The sequence below is a fragment of the Citrobacter sp. C1 genome (assembly GCF_014596895.2).
GTDB lineage: Bacteria > Pseudomonadota > Gammaproteobacteria > Enterobacterales > Enterobacteriaceae > Citrobacter > Citrobacter gillenii.
Map to the genome: position 1 here is coordinate 1,467,202 of NZ_CP115035.1, position 14,210 is coordinate 1,481,411.

A 14,210-nucleotide genomic window follows, 5' to 3' on the forward strand; every position below is an offset into this window, starting at 1 on the left:
TCCATGTGACGCCACTGGATTGTTAAGAGAAAGCTGGCGTCACCCTCTCTCCTTTTCACATTACCTTCTGCGGAGGGTAGGGGGAGGTTTTACCTGAAATATGCCACGGAGGCGGGTATGAAACTGGCAATCGTCACAGGACAAATTGTTTGTACCGTACGCCATCAGGGGCTCGCGCACGACAAGTTGCTGATGGTGGAAATGATTGATGCTCAGGGAAATCCCGACGGGCAGTGTGCTGTTGCTACCGACAGCATCGGGGCGGGAACCGGAGAGTGGGTGCTGCTGGTCAGTGGAAGCTCTGCCCGCCAGGCGCACAGTAGTGACTCATCGCCTGTCGATCTGTGCGTGATTGGCATTGTCGATGAAGTGGTGGCAGGTGGTCAGGTGATCTTCCATAAATAAGGCAGAAAATCATGAATCAACAGGATATTGAACAGGTCGTGAAAGCGGTGCTGCTGAAAATGAAAGACAGCAGCCAACCCGTCAGTGCCGTTCAAGAAATGGGCGTATTTGCCTCCCTGGATGACGCAGTGGCGGCAGCAAAACTGGCACAGCAGGAGCTGAAAAGCGTCGCTATGCGCCAGTTGGCCATTCACGCCATTCGTGAAGCAGGCGAAAAACACGCCAGAGAATTAGCGGAATTTGCCGTCAGTGAAACCGGCATGGGACGCGTTGAAGATAAATTTGCCAAAAACGTGGCGCAGGCACGCGGCACGCCGGGCGTGGAATGCCTGTCTCCACAGGTACTGACCGGCGATAACGGCCTGACGCTGATTGAAAATGCGCCATGGGGCGTGGTGGCATCGGTAACGCCGTCCACCAACCCGGCCGCGACCGTCATTAATAACGCCATCAGCCTGATTGCGGCGGGTAACAGCGTGGTCTTTGCGCCGCATCCTGCTGCAAAAGGCGTTTCTCAGCGTGCGATCGGTCTGCTTAACCAGGCGGTAGTCGCTGCGGGTGGTCCGGCAAACCTGCTGGTGACCGTTGCCAATCCGGATATCGAAACCGCTCAGCGTCTGTTCAAGTACCCAGGCATCGGCTTGCTGGTGGTGACCGGCGGCGAAGCGGTGGTGGAATCTGCGCGTAAGCACACCAACAAACGTCTGATTGCCGCAGGTGCGGGTAACCCACCTGTGGTGGTGGATGAAACCGCCGATCTGGCGCGCGCCGCGCAGTCCATCGTTAAAGGTGCGTCGTTTGATAACAACATCATCTGCGCCGATGAAAAAGTCCTGATCGTCGTGGATAGCGTTGCCGACGAGCTGATGCGTCTGATGGAAGGTCAGCACGCGGTCAAGCTCACCGCAGCTCAGGCTGAGCAATTGCAGCCAGTGTTGATGAAAAACGTCGATGAACGCGGTAAAGGCACGGTTAGCCGTGACTGGGTCGGGCGCGATGCGGCCAAAATCGCCGCGGCGATCGGCCTGAATGTCCCGGAGCAAACCCGCTTGTTGTTCGTCGAAACCTCAGCCACACATCCGTTTGCGGTAACTGAACTGATGATGCCGGTGCTGCCGGTGGTGCGGGTGGCTAACGTTGACGAAGCCATTGCGCTGGCGGTCACGCTTGAAGGTGGTTGCCACCATACGGCGGCGATGCACTCACGCAACATCGATAACATGAACCGTATGGCTAACGCCATCGACACCAGCATTTTCGTCAAGAACGGACCGTGCATTGCCGGTCTTGGGCTTGGCGGTGAAGGCTGGACCACCATGACCATTACCACGCCAACCGGGGAAGGGGTGACCAGTGCGCGCACGTTTGTCCGCCTGCGTCGCTGTGTATTGGTGGATGCGTTTCGCATTGTATAAGGAGTGAAAGAGATGGCGCATGACGAACAACTGTGGCTCACACCCAGACTGCAAAAAGCAGCAACGCTGTGTAACCAGACGCCGGCCGCGAGTGATTCACCGCTGTGGCTCGGCGTTGATTTGGGGACCTGTGATGTGGTGTCGATGGTTGTCGACAGTGAAGGACAGCCGGTTGCGGTTTGTCTGGATTGGGCCGACGTCGTGCGTGACGGCATCGTCTGGGATTTTTTCGGTGCCGTGACCATTGTTCGTCGCCATCTCGATACGCTCGAACAACAACTGGGTTGCCGCTTTACCCACGCGGCAACCTCGTTCCCGCCAGGAACGGACCCGCGTATCTCCATTAACGTGCTGGAGTCTGCCGGACTTGAGGTTAGCCATGTGCTGGATGAGCCCACCGCCGTGGCGGATCTACTTCAGCTGGATAACGCAGGCGTGGTGGATATCGGCGGTGGGACGACCGGTATTGCCATCGTGAAGCAGGGCAAAGTGACCTATTCCGCCGACGAAGCGACCGGTGGGCATCACATTTCTCTGACGCTGGCTGGGAATCGTCGTATTCAACTGGAAGAAGCCGAGCAGTACAAGCGCAGCAACGGCAAGGAAATCTGGCCGGTAGTGAAGCCGGTTTACGAAAAGATGGCGGAAATTGTCGCCCACCATATTGCCGGGCAGGGCGTCATGGATTTATGGCTGGCCGGTGGGTCCTGTATGCAGCCGGGGGTTGATGAGCTGTTCCGTAAGCGTTTCCCGGAGCTGCAGGTGCATTTACCGCAGCACAGTCTGTTTATGACCCCGCTGGCGATTGCCAATAGCGGAAAAGTAAAAGCGGAAGGAATCTATGCAAGCTGAATTGCAGACCGCGCTCTTTCAGGCATTCGATGCCCTGAATCTACAACGCGTAAAAACGTTCAGCGTTCCACCGGTCACGCTATGCGGACTGGGAGCGCTCAGCACCTGCGGACAGGAAGCGCAAACGCGCGGGCTGACGCACATGTTCGTTATGGTAGATAGCTTCCTGCATGAAGCGGGAATGACCGCCTCACTGGAACGCAGCCTGGCGATGAAAGGCGTGGCGATGACGCTGTGGCCGTGCCCGGTCGGTGAGCCGTGCATCACTGACGTTTGCGCGGCGGTCGCACAGTTGCGCGAGTCAAAATGTGACGGCGTTGTGGCCTTCGGCGGCGGCTCGGTACTGGATGCCGCCAAAGCCGTCGCGTTGCTGGTAACCAACCCAACGCAGACACTGGCTGATATGACGGAAAACAGCGTGCTGCGTCCTCGTTTACCGCTGATTGCCGTGCCAACCACCGCCGGGACCGGGTCAGAAACCACCAACGTCACGGTGATTATCGATGCCGCTACCGGACTGAAAAAAGTGCTGGCCCACGCCACGCTGATGCCGGACGTCGCCATTCTCGATGCGGCGGTAACGGAAGGCGTACCGCCGCACGTGACGGCAATGACTGGCATCGATGCACTCACCCACGCTGTTGAAGCCTACAGCGCGCTGAACGCGACACCGTTTACCGACAGCCTGGCAATTGGCGCGATTGCGATGATCGGCAAGTCGCTGCCTAAAGCGGTGGGTTACGGCCATGACCTGGCGGCGCGCGAAAGCATGTTACTGGCTTCCTGTATGGCGGGGATGGCTTTTTCCAGCGCAGGTTTGGGCTTGTGTCATGCGATGGCTCACCAACCAGGTGCTGCGCTGCACATCCCGCACGGGCAGGCTAATGCCATGCTGCTTCCTACGGTAATGGGCTTTAACCGCATGGTGTGCCGTGAACGCTTCAGCCATATCGGCAGAGCGTTAACCAATAAGAAATCAGACGATCGTGACGCTATCAGCGCGGTAATTGAGCTGATCGCTGAAGTGGGCCAGACCAAACGGCTCGCTGACGTGGGCGCGAAACCTGAGCATTACAGTACCTGGGCGCAAGCCGCATTGAACGATATTTGTATACGCAGCAACCCACGAACCGCCACGCAGGAACAGATTATCGACCTGTACGCGGCGGCACAATAAGGCATACCAGGACGTAGGCCGGATAAGGCGTTCGCGCCGCCATCCGGCAACAACGCGACATCATTGCCTGATGGCGCTGCGCTTATCAGGCCTACTAAGCACCTGGCAAATGGAGATAGGGCTATGGGAATTAACGAAATCATCATGTACATCATGATGTTCTTTATGCTGATTGCCGCCGTGGACAGGATCCTGTCGCAGTTCGGTGGTTCAGCACGTTACCTCGGTAAGTTTGGTAAGAGCATCGAGGGATCGGGCGGTCAGTTTGAAGAAGGTTTTATGGCGATGGGCGCACTGGGTCTGGCGATGGTCGGTATGACTGCGCTGGCACCGGTACTGGCACATGTGCTCGGACCGGTAATTATTCCGCTGTATGAAATGCTGGGCGCGAACCCGTCAATGTTTGCCGGAACGCTGCTGGCGTGTGATATGGGCGGCTTCTTCCTGGCGAAAGAACTGGCGGGTGGCGATGTGGCCGCATGGCTGTACTCTGGCCTGATCCTCGGGGCAATGATGGGGCCGACGCTGGTCTTCTCCATCCCGGTTGCGCTGGGAATTATTGAACCGTCAGACCGTCGTTATCTGGCTCTGGGCGTACTGGCCGGTATCGTGACCATTCCGGTTGGCTGTATCGCTGGCGGCCTGGTGGCAATGTACTCCGGGGTTGAAATCAACGGGCAACCGGTGGAGTTCACCTTCGCGCTGATTCTGATGAACATGATTCCGGTGCTGATCGTCGCCATCCTGGTGGCGCTGGGGCTGAAATTTATCCCGGAAAAAATGATTAACGGCTTCCAGATCTTCGCCAAGTTCCTGGTGGCGCTGATCACTATCGGCCTGGCGGCGGCGGTCATTAAGTTCCTGCTTGGCTGGGAGCTGATCCCGGGTCTCGATCCTATCTTCATGTCTGCGGGTGATAAGCCCGGCGAAGTGATGCGCGCCATCGAAGTGATCGGTTCTATCTCCTGCGTGCTGCTGGGTGCCTACCCGATGGTACTGCTGCTGACCCGCTGGTTTGAAAAGCCGCTAATGAGTGTCGGCAACCTGCTGAAAATCAACAATATCGCCGCTGCGGGTATGGTGGCAACTCTGGCGAACAACATCCCGATGTTCGGCATGATGAAAAATATGGATACCCGCGGCAAAGTGATCAACTGCGCGTTCGCGGTCTCTGCAGCCTTCGCTCTGGGTGACCACTTAGGTTTTGCCGCCGCGAACATGAACGCCATGATTTTCCCGATGATTGTCGGCAAGTTGATTGGTGGTGTGACGGCGATTGGCGTAGCGATGATGCTGGTGCCAAAAGACGAAAATGTTCCGGCCGTTGTTGACGCGGAAACTGCAGAAGCAAAAGCGGAGGCGCAATCGTGAATACTCGCCAGCTACTGAGCGTCGGTATCGATATCGGCACCACCACCACTCAGGTGATCTTCTCCCGCCTTGAGCTGGTTAACCGTGCGGCAGTGTCGCAGGTGCCGCGCTACGAATTTATCAAACGCGAAATTAGCTGGCAAAGCCCGGTCTTCTTCACACCCGTCGATAAGCAGGGCGGGTTGAAAGAGGCTGAACTTAAAGCGCTGATCCTGGCCCAGTATCAGGCGGCGGGTATTGCGCCGGAAACGGTTGATTCCGGCGCGCTCATCATTACCGGAGAAAGCGCGAAAACCCGCAACGCCCGTCCGGCGGTGATGACGCTCTCCCAGTCGCTGGGTGACTTCGTGGTGGCCAGTGCCGGTCCGCACCTGGAATCGGTGATTGCCGGTCACGGTGCCGGTGCACAAACGCTGTCTGAGCAGCGTCTGTGCAGCGTGCTGAATATCGACATCGGCGGCGGGACGTCAAACTACGTACTGTTTGATGCCGGAAAGGTCAGCGGCTCTGCGTGCCTGAACGTCGGGGGACGACTGCTGGAAACTGACGGTCAGGGGCGCGTGGTCCATGCGCACCAGCCGGGACAGATGATCGTCGACGAGGTGTTTGGTGCCGGTACCGACGCCCGAACGCTCAATGCCGCACAGCTTGTCCAGGTCGCGCGGCGAATGGCGAATCTGATCGTGGAAGTGATTGACGGCACGCCTTCTGCCCTGGCGCAGGCGCTGATGCAAACCGGTTTACTGCCTGCGGGCGTGAAACCGGATGTGATTACGCTTTCCGGAGGAGTGGGCGAGTGCTACCGCAACCAGCCTGCCGATCCGTTCTGTTTTTCTGACATTGGACCGCTGCTGGCGACGGCGCTGCATGAACATCCGCGCTTGCGTGAGATGAACGTGCAGTTCCCGGCGCAAACCGTGCGCGCCACGGTGATTGGCGCCGGGGCGCATACGCTGTCGCTGTCGGGCAGCACCATCTGGCTGGAAGGCGTGGCACTTCCGCTGCGCAATCTGCCGGTGGCGATCCCGGTTGACGACGCTGATTTGGTGGCGGCCTGGCAGCTGGCGCTGGTGCAGCTCGATCTTGATCCGAAAACAGACGCCTATGTGCTGGCGCTGCCCGGGTCGCTGCCGGTGCGCTACGCCGCGCTATTAACGGTCATCGACGCGCTGCTGGCCTTTGTCGCGCGTTATCCGAATCCGCATCCCCTGCTGGTGGTAGCCGAGCAGGATTTTGGTAAAGCCCTGGGCATGCTGTTACGCCCACAGTTACAGCAACACCCGCTGGCGGTCATCGATGAGGTGATTGTCCGGGCGGGGGACTATATCGACATTGGTACGCCTCTTTTTGGCGGATCGGTTGTGCCGGTGACGGTGAAATCACTCGCATTTCCTTCCTGAGGGAACGACTTATGAAACTAAAGACCACATTGTTCGGCAATGTTTATCAGTTTAAGGATGTAAAAGAGGTGCTGGCCAAAGCCAACGAACTGCGTTCGGGGGATGTGCTGGCAGGTGTCGCCGCGACAAGCTCACAGGAGCGCGTGGCGGCCAAACAGGTGTTGTCGGAAATGACGGTGGCGGATATTCGCAACAACCCGGTGATTTCCTATGAAGAGGACTGCGTCACGCGTCTGATTCAGGATGACGTCAACGAAACGGCCTATAACCGCATCAAAAACTGGAGCATCAGTGAGCTGCGCGAGTACGTGTTGAGTGATGAAACCTCTGTCGATGACATTGCGTTTATGCGCAAAGGGTTAACGTCAGAAGTGGTTGCTGGGGTGGCAAAAATTTGCTCCAACGCGGACTTGATCTACGGCGGCAAAAAAATGCCGGTGATCAAAAAAGCCAACACCACGATCGGCTTGCCGGGCACCTTCAGCTGCCGTTTGCAGCCGAACGACACCCGTGACGATGTGCAGAGTATTGCCGCGCAAATCTACGAAGGGCTTTCTTTCGGTGCGGGCGATGCGGTGATCGGCGTTAACCCGGTAACCGATGACGTGGAGAACTTAAGCCGCGTACTCGACACCGTGTATGGCGTGATCGACAAATATAACATTCCTACTCAGGGCTGCGTGCTGGCGCACGTTACTACCCAGATCGAAGCGATTCGTCGCGGCGCGCCGGGCGGGCTGATTTTCCAGAGTATCTGCGGTAGCGAGAAAGGCTTGAAAGAGTTCGGCGTTGAGCTGGCGATGCTGGACGAGGCGCGTGCAGTGGGCGCTGAATTCAACCGTATCGCCGGGGAAAACTGCCTGTACTTTGAGACCGGGCAGGGGTCTGCGCTTTCTGCTGGCGCTAACTTCGGTGCCGATCAGGTGACGATGGAAGCGCGTAACTACGGGCTGGCACGCCACTACGATCCTTTCCTGGTGAATACCGTTGTCGGCTTTATCGGGCCAGAGTATCTCTACAATGACCGCCAGATTATTCGCGCCGGTTTAGAAGATCACTTCATGGGCAAGCTGAGCGGCATTTCGATGGGCTGTGACTGTTGTTACACCAACCATGCCGATGCTGACCAGAACCTCAATGAAAACCTGATGATTCTGCTCGCCACCGCAGGCTGCAACTACATCATGGGCATGCCGCTCGGTGACGACATCATGCTCAACTATCAGACCACCGCGTTCCACGACACCGCGACTGTGCGCCAGTTGCTGAACCTGCGTCCGTCGCCGGAGTTTGAACGCTGGCTGGAAAACATGGGCATTATGGCAAACGGTCGCCTGACCAAACGGGCGGGCGATCCGTCACTGTTCTTCTGATGACGCGGGGATGACACACGATGGATCAAAAACAGATTGAAGAAATTGTACGCAGCGTAATGGCGTCAATGGGTGAGTCACAACCGCAGGCTCAAGCGCCGTCAGCGGAAGTGAAATGCAGCACCACGCAGTGCGCCGCACCAACGGGCGAAAGCTGTGCCATGGATTTAGGTTCAGCCGAAGCGAAAGCGTGGATTGGCGTTGAAAACCCGCACCGCGCAGAAGTGTTGACGGAGCTGCGTCGCAGCACCGCTGCACGTGTCTGTACCGGTCGTGCTGGCCCTCGTCCGCGCACCCAGGCGCTGCTGCGCTTCCTAGCTGACCACTCACGCTCGAAAGATACCGTGCTGAAAGAGGTGCCGGAAGAGTGGGTGAAAGCACAAGGCTTGCTGGAAGTGCGCTCGGAAATCAGTGACAAAAATCTGTACCTGACCCGCCCGGACATGGGCCGTCGTCTGAGTGCGGAAGCGATTGAAGCGCTGAAATCCCAGTGCGTGGCGAACCCGGATGTCCAGGTGATTGTCTCTGATGGCCTGTCTACGGATGCCATCACCGCCAACTACGAAGAGATTCTGCCGCCATTGTTGTCTGGATTAAAACAGGCTGGGCTGAAGGTTGGCACGCCGTTCTTTGTCCGCTATGGCCGCGTGAAAATCGAAGATCAGATTGGCGAGCTGCTGGGTGCGAAAGCGGTGATCCTGCTGGTCGGTGAACGTCCGGGCCTAGGCCAGTCGGAAAGTCTTTCCTGCTACGCCGTCTATTCACCGCGCGTGGCGACTACCGTTGAGGCCGACAGAACCTGTATTTCCAACATTCACCAGGGCGGTACGCCACCGGTCGAAGCGGCTGCGGTAATCGTGGATTTGGCCAAACGCATGCTGGAGCAAAAAGCGTCCGGCATCAACATGACCCGTTAAGGAGGCATCATGCCAGCATTAGATTTGATTAGACCTTCAGTCACCGCCATGCGCGTGATTGCCTCGGTAAATGACGGTTTTGCCCGCGAACTTAAATTACCGCCACATATACGTAGCCTCGGACTCATCACAGCAGACTCTGATGACGTGGCGTATATTGCCGCAGACGAAGCGACAAAACAGGCAATGGTCGAAGTGGTTTATGGCCGCTCGCTGTATGCCGGTGCGGCGCACGGACCTTCTCCAACGGCAGGTGAAGTGTTGATTATGCTCGGTGGACCTAACCCGGCGGAAGTTCGCGCGGGTCTGGATGCGATGGTGGCCAATATTGAAAATGGCGCCGCGTTCCAGTGGGCCAATGATGCAGAAAATACGGCTTTCCTGGCACACGTGGTATCGCGTACCGGTTCATACCTTTCTGCTACGGCGGGATGCGTACTGGGCGATCCGATGGCTTATCTGGTGGCTCCGCCATTAGAAGCAACCTACGGGATTGATGCTGCGCTGAAATCTGCCGATGTACAGATTGTTACCTACGTGCCGCCACCGTCAGAAACCAACTACTCGGCGGCGTTTTTAACCGGTAGCCAGGCCGCCTGTAAAGCAGCCTGTAACGCCTTCGCTGATGCTGTTCTGGATATTGCCCGTAATCCTGTCCAGCGCGCGTAAGAGAGGTTGCAATGATCAATTCACTGGGATTACTGGAAGTGGATGGCATGGTGGCTGCTGTAGACGCGGCGGATGCCATGCTGAAAGCCGCGAACGTGCGTCTGCTTAGCCACCAGGTGCTCGATCCTGGCAGGCTAACGCTGGTGGTGGAAGGCGATCTGGCGGCGTGTCGTGCAGCGCTGGATGCCGGTTGTGCTGCTGCTGCGCGTACAGGACGTGTTATCAGCCGCAAGGAGATAGGACGGCCGGATGATGACACCCAGTGGCTGATCGGCGGTTTTACGCGCCAGCTGAAAAAACCAGAACCGAAGAAATCAGAACCGAAGCCGGAAGTGACATCAGACGTGAAAACAGAGAAGACGCAGGAAGCACCGGTGTCCTCTGAATCCTCTGACGAATTACTGGCGCTGTTAACATCGGTCCGTCAGGGAATGACGGCAGGGGAAGTGGCCGCGCACTTTGGTTGGTCACTTGATAAAGCCAGAATTGCGCTGGAACAGCTCTTTTCTGCCGGAGCGTTGCGTAAACGCAGTAGTCGCTATCGCTTAAAAAATTAACCTGTCGGAGGGCCGGGGGCTTCAGCGAAGCTTCCGGCTTCAAAGGTCATGAAAAAGAAACGTACTGCAAACCTGCACCATCTTTATCATGAAGTATTACCCGAAGACGTTAAACTTACGCCGAAAGTGGAAGTGGACAATGTTCATCAGCGGCGAACAACGGATGTGTATGAGCATGCGCTGACCATTACCGCCTGGCAGCAGATCTACGACCAGCTGCATCCAGGTAAATTTCATGGCGAGTTCACTGAAATCCTGCTTGATGATATTCAGGTGTTCCGTGAATACACCGGTCTGGCGCTGCGTCAGTCCTGTCTCGTCTGGCCAAATTCATTCTGGTTTGGCATTCCGGCTACGCGCGGCGAACAGGGGTTTATTGGCACCCAATGTCTGGGTAGCGCTGAAATTGCCACCCGTCCGGGCGGGACGGAATTTGAGCTGAGTACGCCGGATGACTACACCATTCTTGGCGTCGTGATCTCTGAAGAGGCGATCGCTCGTCAGGCTAACTTCCTGCACAACCCGGAAAGAGTGCTGCATATGCTGCGCAACCAGTCGGCGCTGGAAGTAAAAGAACAACACAAAGCAGCGTTGTGGGGCTTTGTGCAACAGGCGCTGGCAACGTTTAGCGAGAATCCTGAAAATCTTCGCCAGCCTGCGGTGCGCAAAGTGTTAGGGGATAATCTGCTGTTGGCGATGGGTACCATGTTGGATGAAGCCCAGCCGATCATCACCGCCGAGAGTATCAGCCATCAGAGTTACCGTCGGTTGCTGTCGCGTGCGCGCGAATATGTGCTGGAAAATATGTCGGAGCCGCTGACCGTGCTCGACCTGTGCAATCAGCTGCATGTCAGCCGAAGAACCTTGCAAAATGCCTTCCATGCGATCCTGGGGATCGGGCCGAATGCCTGGTTAAAACGCATTCGTTTGAACGCAGTCCGCCGTGAGCTTATCAGCCCGTGGTCGCAGAGTACGACGGTAAAAGATGCCGCGATGCAGTGGGGATTCTGGCATTTAGGGCAGTTTGCCACCGATTACCAGCAGCTGTTTGCCGAGAAACCGTCGCTCACGCTGCATCAGCGTATGCGTCAGTGGGCGTGATGAGATTATTGAGTCGGATGCGACGCTTCGCGTTTTATCCGACCTACGGGACGGTGCCATTATTGAAGTTGTAGGCCGGATAAGGCGTTAGCCGCCATCAGGCAATGACACCCAGTCGCGCACCTGAATAAACTCGCTAAGGGCGGCTTCCGGGCTGTTCGCTTCCGGCTGCCAGTCATACTCCCAGCGCACCAGCGGCGGCATCGACATCAGAATGGATTCCGTACGCCCGCCAGTCTGTAGACCAAACAGCGTGCCGCGATCCCACACCAGGTTAAATTCCACGTAGCGTCCACGACGATAAAGCTGGAAGTTGCGCTCGCGCTCACCCCAACTCATCGCTTTGCGCCGCTCAACGATCGGCAGATACGCGTCGGTATAGCCTGTGCCAACTGCTCGCATAAAATCGAAACAGTGGTCGAAGTCCGGGGTATTTAAATCATCGAAAAACAGTCCGCCGATGCCGCGCTGTTCGTTGCGATGCTTAAGGAAAAAGTAGTCATCGCACCACTTTTTGTAACGCGGGTAAACGTCATCGCCAAACGGCTGGCACAGCTCAAGCGCCGTACGGTGCCAGTGAACGGCGTCCTCTTCAAAGCCGTAGTAGGGCGTTAAATCAAAGCCACCGCCAAACCACCACACCGGATCGGCACCGGGTTTTTCGGCGATAAAAAACCGCACGTTGGCATGACTGGTGGGAATGTACGGGTTGAGCGGGTGCACCACCAGTGACACGCCCATCGCTTCAAAACTGCGCCCGGCCAGTTCTGGTCGATGTGCTGTGGCCGAGGCTGGCATCGCGTCACCATGGACATGGGAGAAATTCACGCCCGCTTGTTCAAAAATCCCACCGTTACGCAGCACCCGGCTGCGTCCGCCGCCACCCGCTTCGCGCTGCCAGCTATCTTCAACAAATTCAGCGCCGTCTACGGCAGACAGTTGCTGGCAAATATCATCCTGCAGGCTGAGCAGGAACTGTTTAACGCGTTGGGCATCGGGCTTCATGATTAACGTTTCTTCGAGTGGGCTTTCTGGTTATCAAACCAGTGGAAATAGCTGATAACGCCATTGGCGATAGCGGTGGCAATTTTCTGCCGAAATGCCGTGGTGCCCAGCAGGCGTTCTTCTTCCGGGTTGGTAATAAATGAGGTTTCTACCAGCACCGAAGGAATGGACGGCGATTTTAGTACCACGAAGGCGGCCTGTTCTGTACTGCGGCTGTGCAGACGGTGTACTGGCTTGATCTTCTTCAGGATGTGCGACCCTAAGGTCAGGCTATTTTTAATAGTGTCGGTCTGAACCAGATCGAACAGCACTTGCTGCAACAAATGATCTTTGTCGGTAGCTTTTTTCCCGGCGACTTCATCCGCGCGGTTTTCACGATCGGACAGATACTTTGCCATGGCGCTACTGGCGCCGCGGTTAGACAGAGCAAAGACCGACGCCCCCGCCGCGCTGGGGTTAGTAAAACCGTCAGCGTGGATGGACATAAACAGGTCGGCACCGTGCTTGTGGGCGATCTCGACGCGGTCGTAAAGCGGAATAAAGGTATCGCCGGAGCGGGTCAGCCGGGCATCGATCCCCTGGCTACGCAGGATGGAGCGCACGTTTTTGGCAATCGCCAGCACCACGTGTTTTTCCTTCGAACCGTTGCGACCAATTGCCCCGGTATCAATGCCACCGTGACCCGGATCGAGAACCACAACGCGCTTTGCGCCTGATTTTTTCGCTTTCGGTTTACTGTGACCATTGCTGGTTTTTAGCGCTTCTTCTTTAGCGATAGCTGGCGACATACCTGACAGCGTCAGGGCAGCCAGCCCGGCTTTCAGCACCTGGCGGCGCGATGTGAGAGTTTTTAGTGGTTTAAAAGTGCTCATACGGCCTGAGTTGTAATAAATAAGTTCCAGATGTTATATCGTATCGCGTAGTCCGTTGCGACGGATCGGGATAATAATTGTTTTACTTTTCATTTCAATACGTGACAGTTGCCTATTATGCCATTTTTTACGCCGCTTCGCGTCAGATATTGGCTTAATCAGTTGTTCACGCCATAATCACTATTTTTAGGGCTAAAAAGGGTCTCAATACCATGGAGATACGCGTATTTCGCCAGGAAGATTTCGAAGAGGTTATCACCCTCTGGGAGCGCTGCGACCTGCTGCGTCCATGGAACGATCCGGAAATGGATATTGAGCGTAAGGTGAATCACGACGTCAGCTTGTTCCTGGTCGCTGAGGTGAACGGTGAAGTCGTTGGCACGGTGATGGGGGGTTACGACGGTCATCGCGGCTCAGCGTACTATCTTGGCGTACACCCTGAATTTCGTGCTCGTGGCATTGCGAATGCACTGCTAAGCCGGCTGGAGAAAAAGCTCATTGCCCGCGGATGTCCGAAGATTCAAATTATGGTGCGTGACGACAATGACATCGTGCTGGGCATGTATGAACGTCTGGGATATGAACATGCTGACGTACTCAATCTGGGCAAGCGCTTGATTGAAGATGAAGAGTACTGAGTTTCATCCCGCCGACTATGACGGTCACGGGCGTCTGCGCCTCCCTGTTTTGTTCTGGTGCGTGCTGTTGCTTCAGGCGCGCACGTGGGTGCTGTTTGTGATTGCGGGATCTTCTCGCGAGCAGGGCAACACCTTACTGAATTTGTTTTACCCCGATCACGATGCGTTCTGGCTGGGATTGCTCCCAGGTGTTCCCGCAGTGCTGGCGTTTTTACTCAGCGGGCGGCGTTTTGCATTTCCTGCGCTGTGGCGCTGGCTGCGCGGATTACTGATTTTGGCCCAGTTGGCGTTGCTTTGCTGGCAGCCACTGCTGTGGTTGGGGGGCGATCCGGTCAATGGCGTTGGGCTGGCGCTGCTGGTAGCCGATGTTGTCGCCCTGGTCTGGCTACTGACTAACCCGCGTTTACGTGCCTGTTTTGCCATCGAAAAAGAATAACGGCACTTTTTTATGAAGCCGG

At 56.5% G+C, this 14,210-nt stretch carries 15 protein-coding genes; 13 read left to right on the forward strand and 2 right to left on the reverse strand.

Features of this window, described 5'->3' with window-relative positions; translation table 11 throughout:
* The first annotated feature begins 117 nt into the window (after positions 1 to 117).
* The 11 genes from eutN to eutR all read left to right on the forward strand — a co-directional run bounded on the left by eutN (position 118) and on the right by eutR (position 11,237).
* Positions 118 to 405: an ethanolamine utilization microcompartment protein EutN gene (gene eutN, locus IB214_RS06915; RefSeq protein ID WP_096756227.1), complete on the forward strand. Its 288-nt coding sequence runs from the start codon at positions 118 to 120 to the stop codon at positions 403 to 405.
* A gap of 11 nt (positions 406 to 416) precedes the next feature.
* Positions 417 to 1,820, forward strand: a complete 1,404-nt coding sequence (locus IB214_RS06920) for an aldehyde dehydrogenase family protein (RefSeq protein ID WP_096756228.1) — start codon at positions 417 to 419, stop codon at positions 1,818 to 1,820.
* A 12-nt stretch (positions 1,821 to 1,832) separates the two neighbouring features.
* Positions 1,833 to 2,672: an ethanolamine utilization protein EutJ gene (eutJ, locus tag IB214_RS06925; protein WP_096756229.1), complete on the forward strand. Its 840-nt coding sequence runs from the start codon at positions 1,833 to 1,835 to the stop codon at positions 2,670 to 2,672.
* On the forward strand, positions 2,662 to 3,849 hold the full coding sequence (gene eutG / locus IB214_RS06930; protein WP_115257818.1) for an ethanolamine utilization ethanol dehydrogenase EutG: 1,188 nt from the start codon (positions 2,662 to 2,664) through the stop codon (positions 3,847 to 3,849). Before eutJ ends, eutG begins: the two co-directional genes overlap by 11 nt.
* A 123-nt stretch (positions 3,850 to 3,972) precedes the next feature.
* Positions 3,973 to 5,220 carry an ethanolamine utilization protein EutH gene (gene eutH, locus IB214_RS06935; protein WP_096756231.1) on the forward strand — a complete coding sequence of 416 codons (1,248 nt, stop codon included), beginning with the start codon at positions 3,973 to 3,975 and terminating at the stop codon, positions 5,218 to 5,220.
* Positions 5,217 to 6,620 carry an ethanolamine ammonia-lyase reactivating factor EutA gene (gene eutA, locus IB214_RS06940; RefSeq protein ID WP_117343544.1) on the forward strand — a complete coding sequence of 468 codons (1,404 nt, stop codon included), beginning with the start codon at positions 5,217 to 5,219 and terminating at the stop codon, positions 6,618 to 6,620. The genes eutH and eutA overlap by 4 nt, the downstream gene beginning before the upstream one ends.
* An 11-nt stretch (positions 6,621 to 6,631) precedes the next feature.
* Positions 6,632 to 7,993 carry an ethanolamine ammonia-lyase subunit alpha gene (gene eutB, locus IB214_RS06945; RefSeq protein ID WP_096756233.1) on the forward strand — a complete coding sequence of 454 codons (1,362 nt, stop codon included), beginning with the start codon at positions 6,632 to 6,634 and terminating at the stop codon, positions 7,991 to 7,993.
* A 20-nt stretch (positions 7,994 to 8,013) separates the two neighbouring features.
* Positions 8,014 to 8,910, forward strand: coding sequence for an ethanolamine ammonia-lyase subunit EutC (gene eutC / locus IB214_RS06950; protein WP_117343545.1), 897 nt, complete (start codon positions 8,014 to 8,016; stop codon positions 8,908 to 8,910).
* A gap of 9 nt (positions 8,911 to 8,919) precedes the next feature.
* Positions 8,920 to 9,579, forward strand: coding sequence for an ethanolamine utilization microcompartment protein EutL (gene eutL / locus IB214_RS06955; protein WP_096756235.1), 660 nt, complete (start codon positions 8,920 to 8,922; stop codon positions 9,577 to 9,579).
* A gap of 11 nt (positions 9,580 to 9,590) precedes the next feature.
* On the forward strand, positions 9,591 to 10,136 hold the full coding sequence (gene eutK / locus IB214_RS06960; RefSeq protein WP_117343546.1) for an ethanolamine utilization microcompartment protein EutK: 546 nt from the start codon (positions 9,591 to 9,593) through the stop codon (positions 10,134 to 10,136).
* A gap of 48 nt (positions 10,137 to 10,184) precedes the next feature.
* On the forward strand, positions 10,185 to 11,237 hold the full coding sequence (gene eutR / locus IB214_RS06965) for an HTH-type transcriptional regulator EutR (protein WP_115257821.1): 1,053 nt from the start codon (positions 10,185 to 10,187) through the stop codon (positions 11,235 to 11,237).
* Between the two features lie 87 nt (positions 11,238 to 11,324).
* On the opposite strand, the gene hemF is transcribed toward eutR, so the two are convergent.
* Together hemF and amiA are read right to left on the reverse strand one after the other, a co-directional pair.
* Positions 11,325 to 12,242, reverse strand: a complete 918-nt coding sequence (hemF, locus tag IB214_RS06970; RefSeq protein ID WP_117343547.1) for an oxygen-dependent coproporphyrinogen oxidase — start codon at positions 12,240 to 12,242, stop codon at positions 11,325 to 11,327.
* Between the two features lie 2 nt (positions 12,243 to 12,244).
* Complete coding sequence (amiA, locus tag IB214_RS06975) at positions 12,245 to 13,114, reverse strand: N-acetylmuramoyl-L-alanine amidase AmiA (protein WP_117343548.1); 870 nt, start codon at positions 13,112 to 13,114, stop codon at positions 12,245 to 12,247.
* Between the two features lie 212 nt (positions 13,115 to 13,326).
* Between amiA and IB214_RS06980 the strand changes: the two genes are divergently transcribed.
* Together IB214_RS06980 and IB214_RS06985 are read left to right on the forward strand one after the other, a co-directional pair.
* On the forward strand, positions 13,327 to 13,752 hold the full coding sequence (locus tag IB214_RS06980; protein ID WP_096756240.1) for a GNAT family acetyltransferase: 426 nt from the start codon (positions 13,327 to 13,329) through the stop codon (positions 13,750 to 13,752).
* A complete protein-coding gene (locus tag IB214_RS06985) occupies positions 13,739 to 14,188 on the forward strand; it encodes a DUF2919 domain-containing protein (protein ID WP_115257824.1) in 450 nt (149 codons plus the stop codon). The genes IB214_RS06980 and IB214_RS06985 overlap by 14 nt, the downstream gene beginning before the upstream one ends.
* The last annotated feature ends 22 nt before the right edge of the window (positions 14,189 to 14,210 follow it).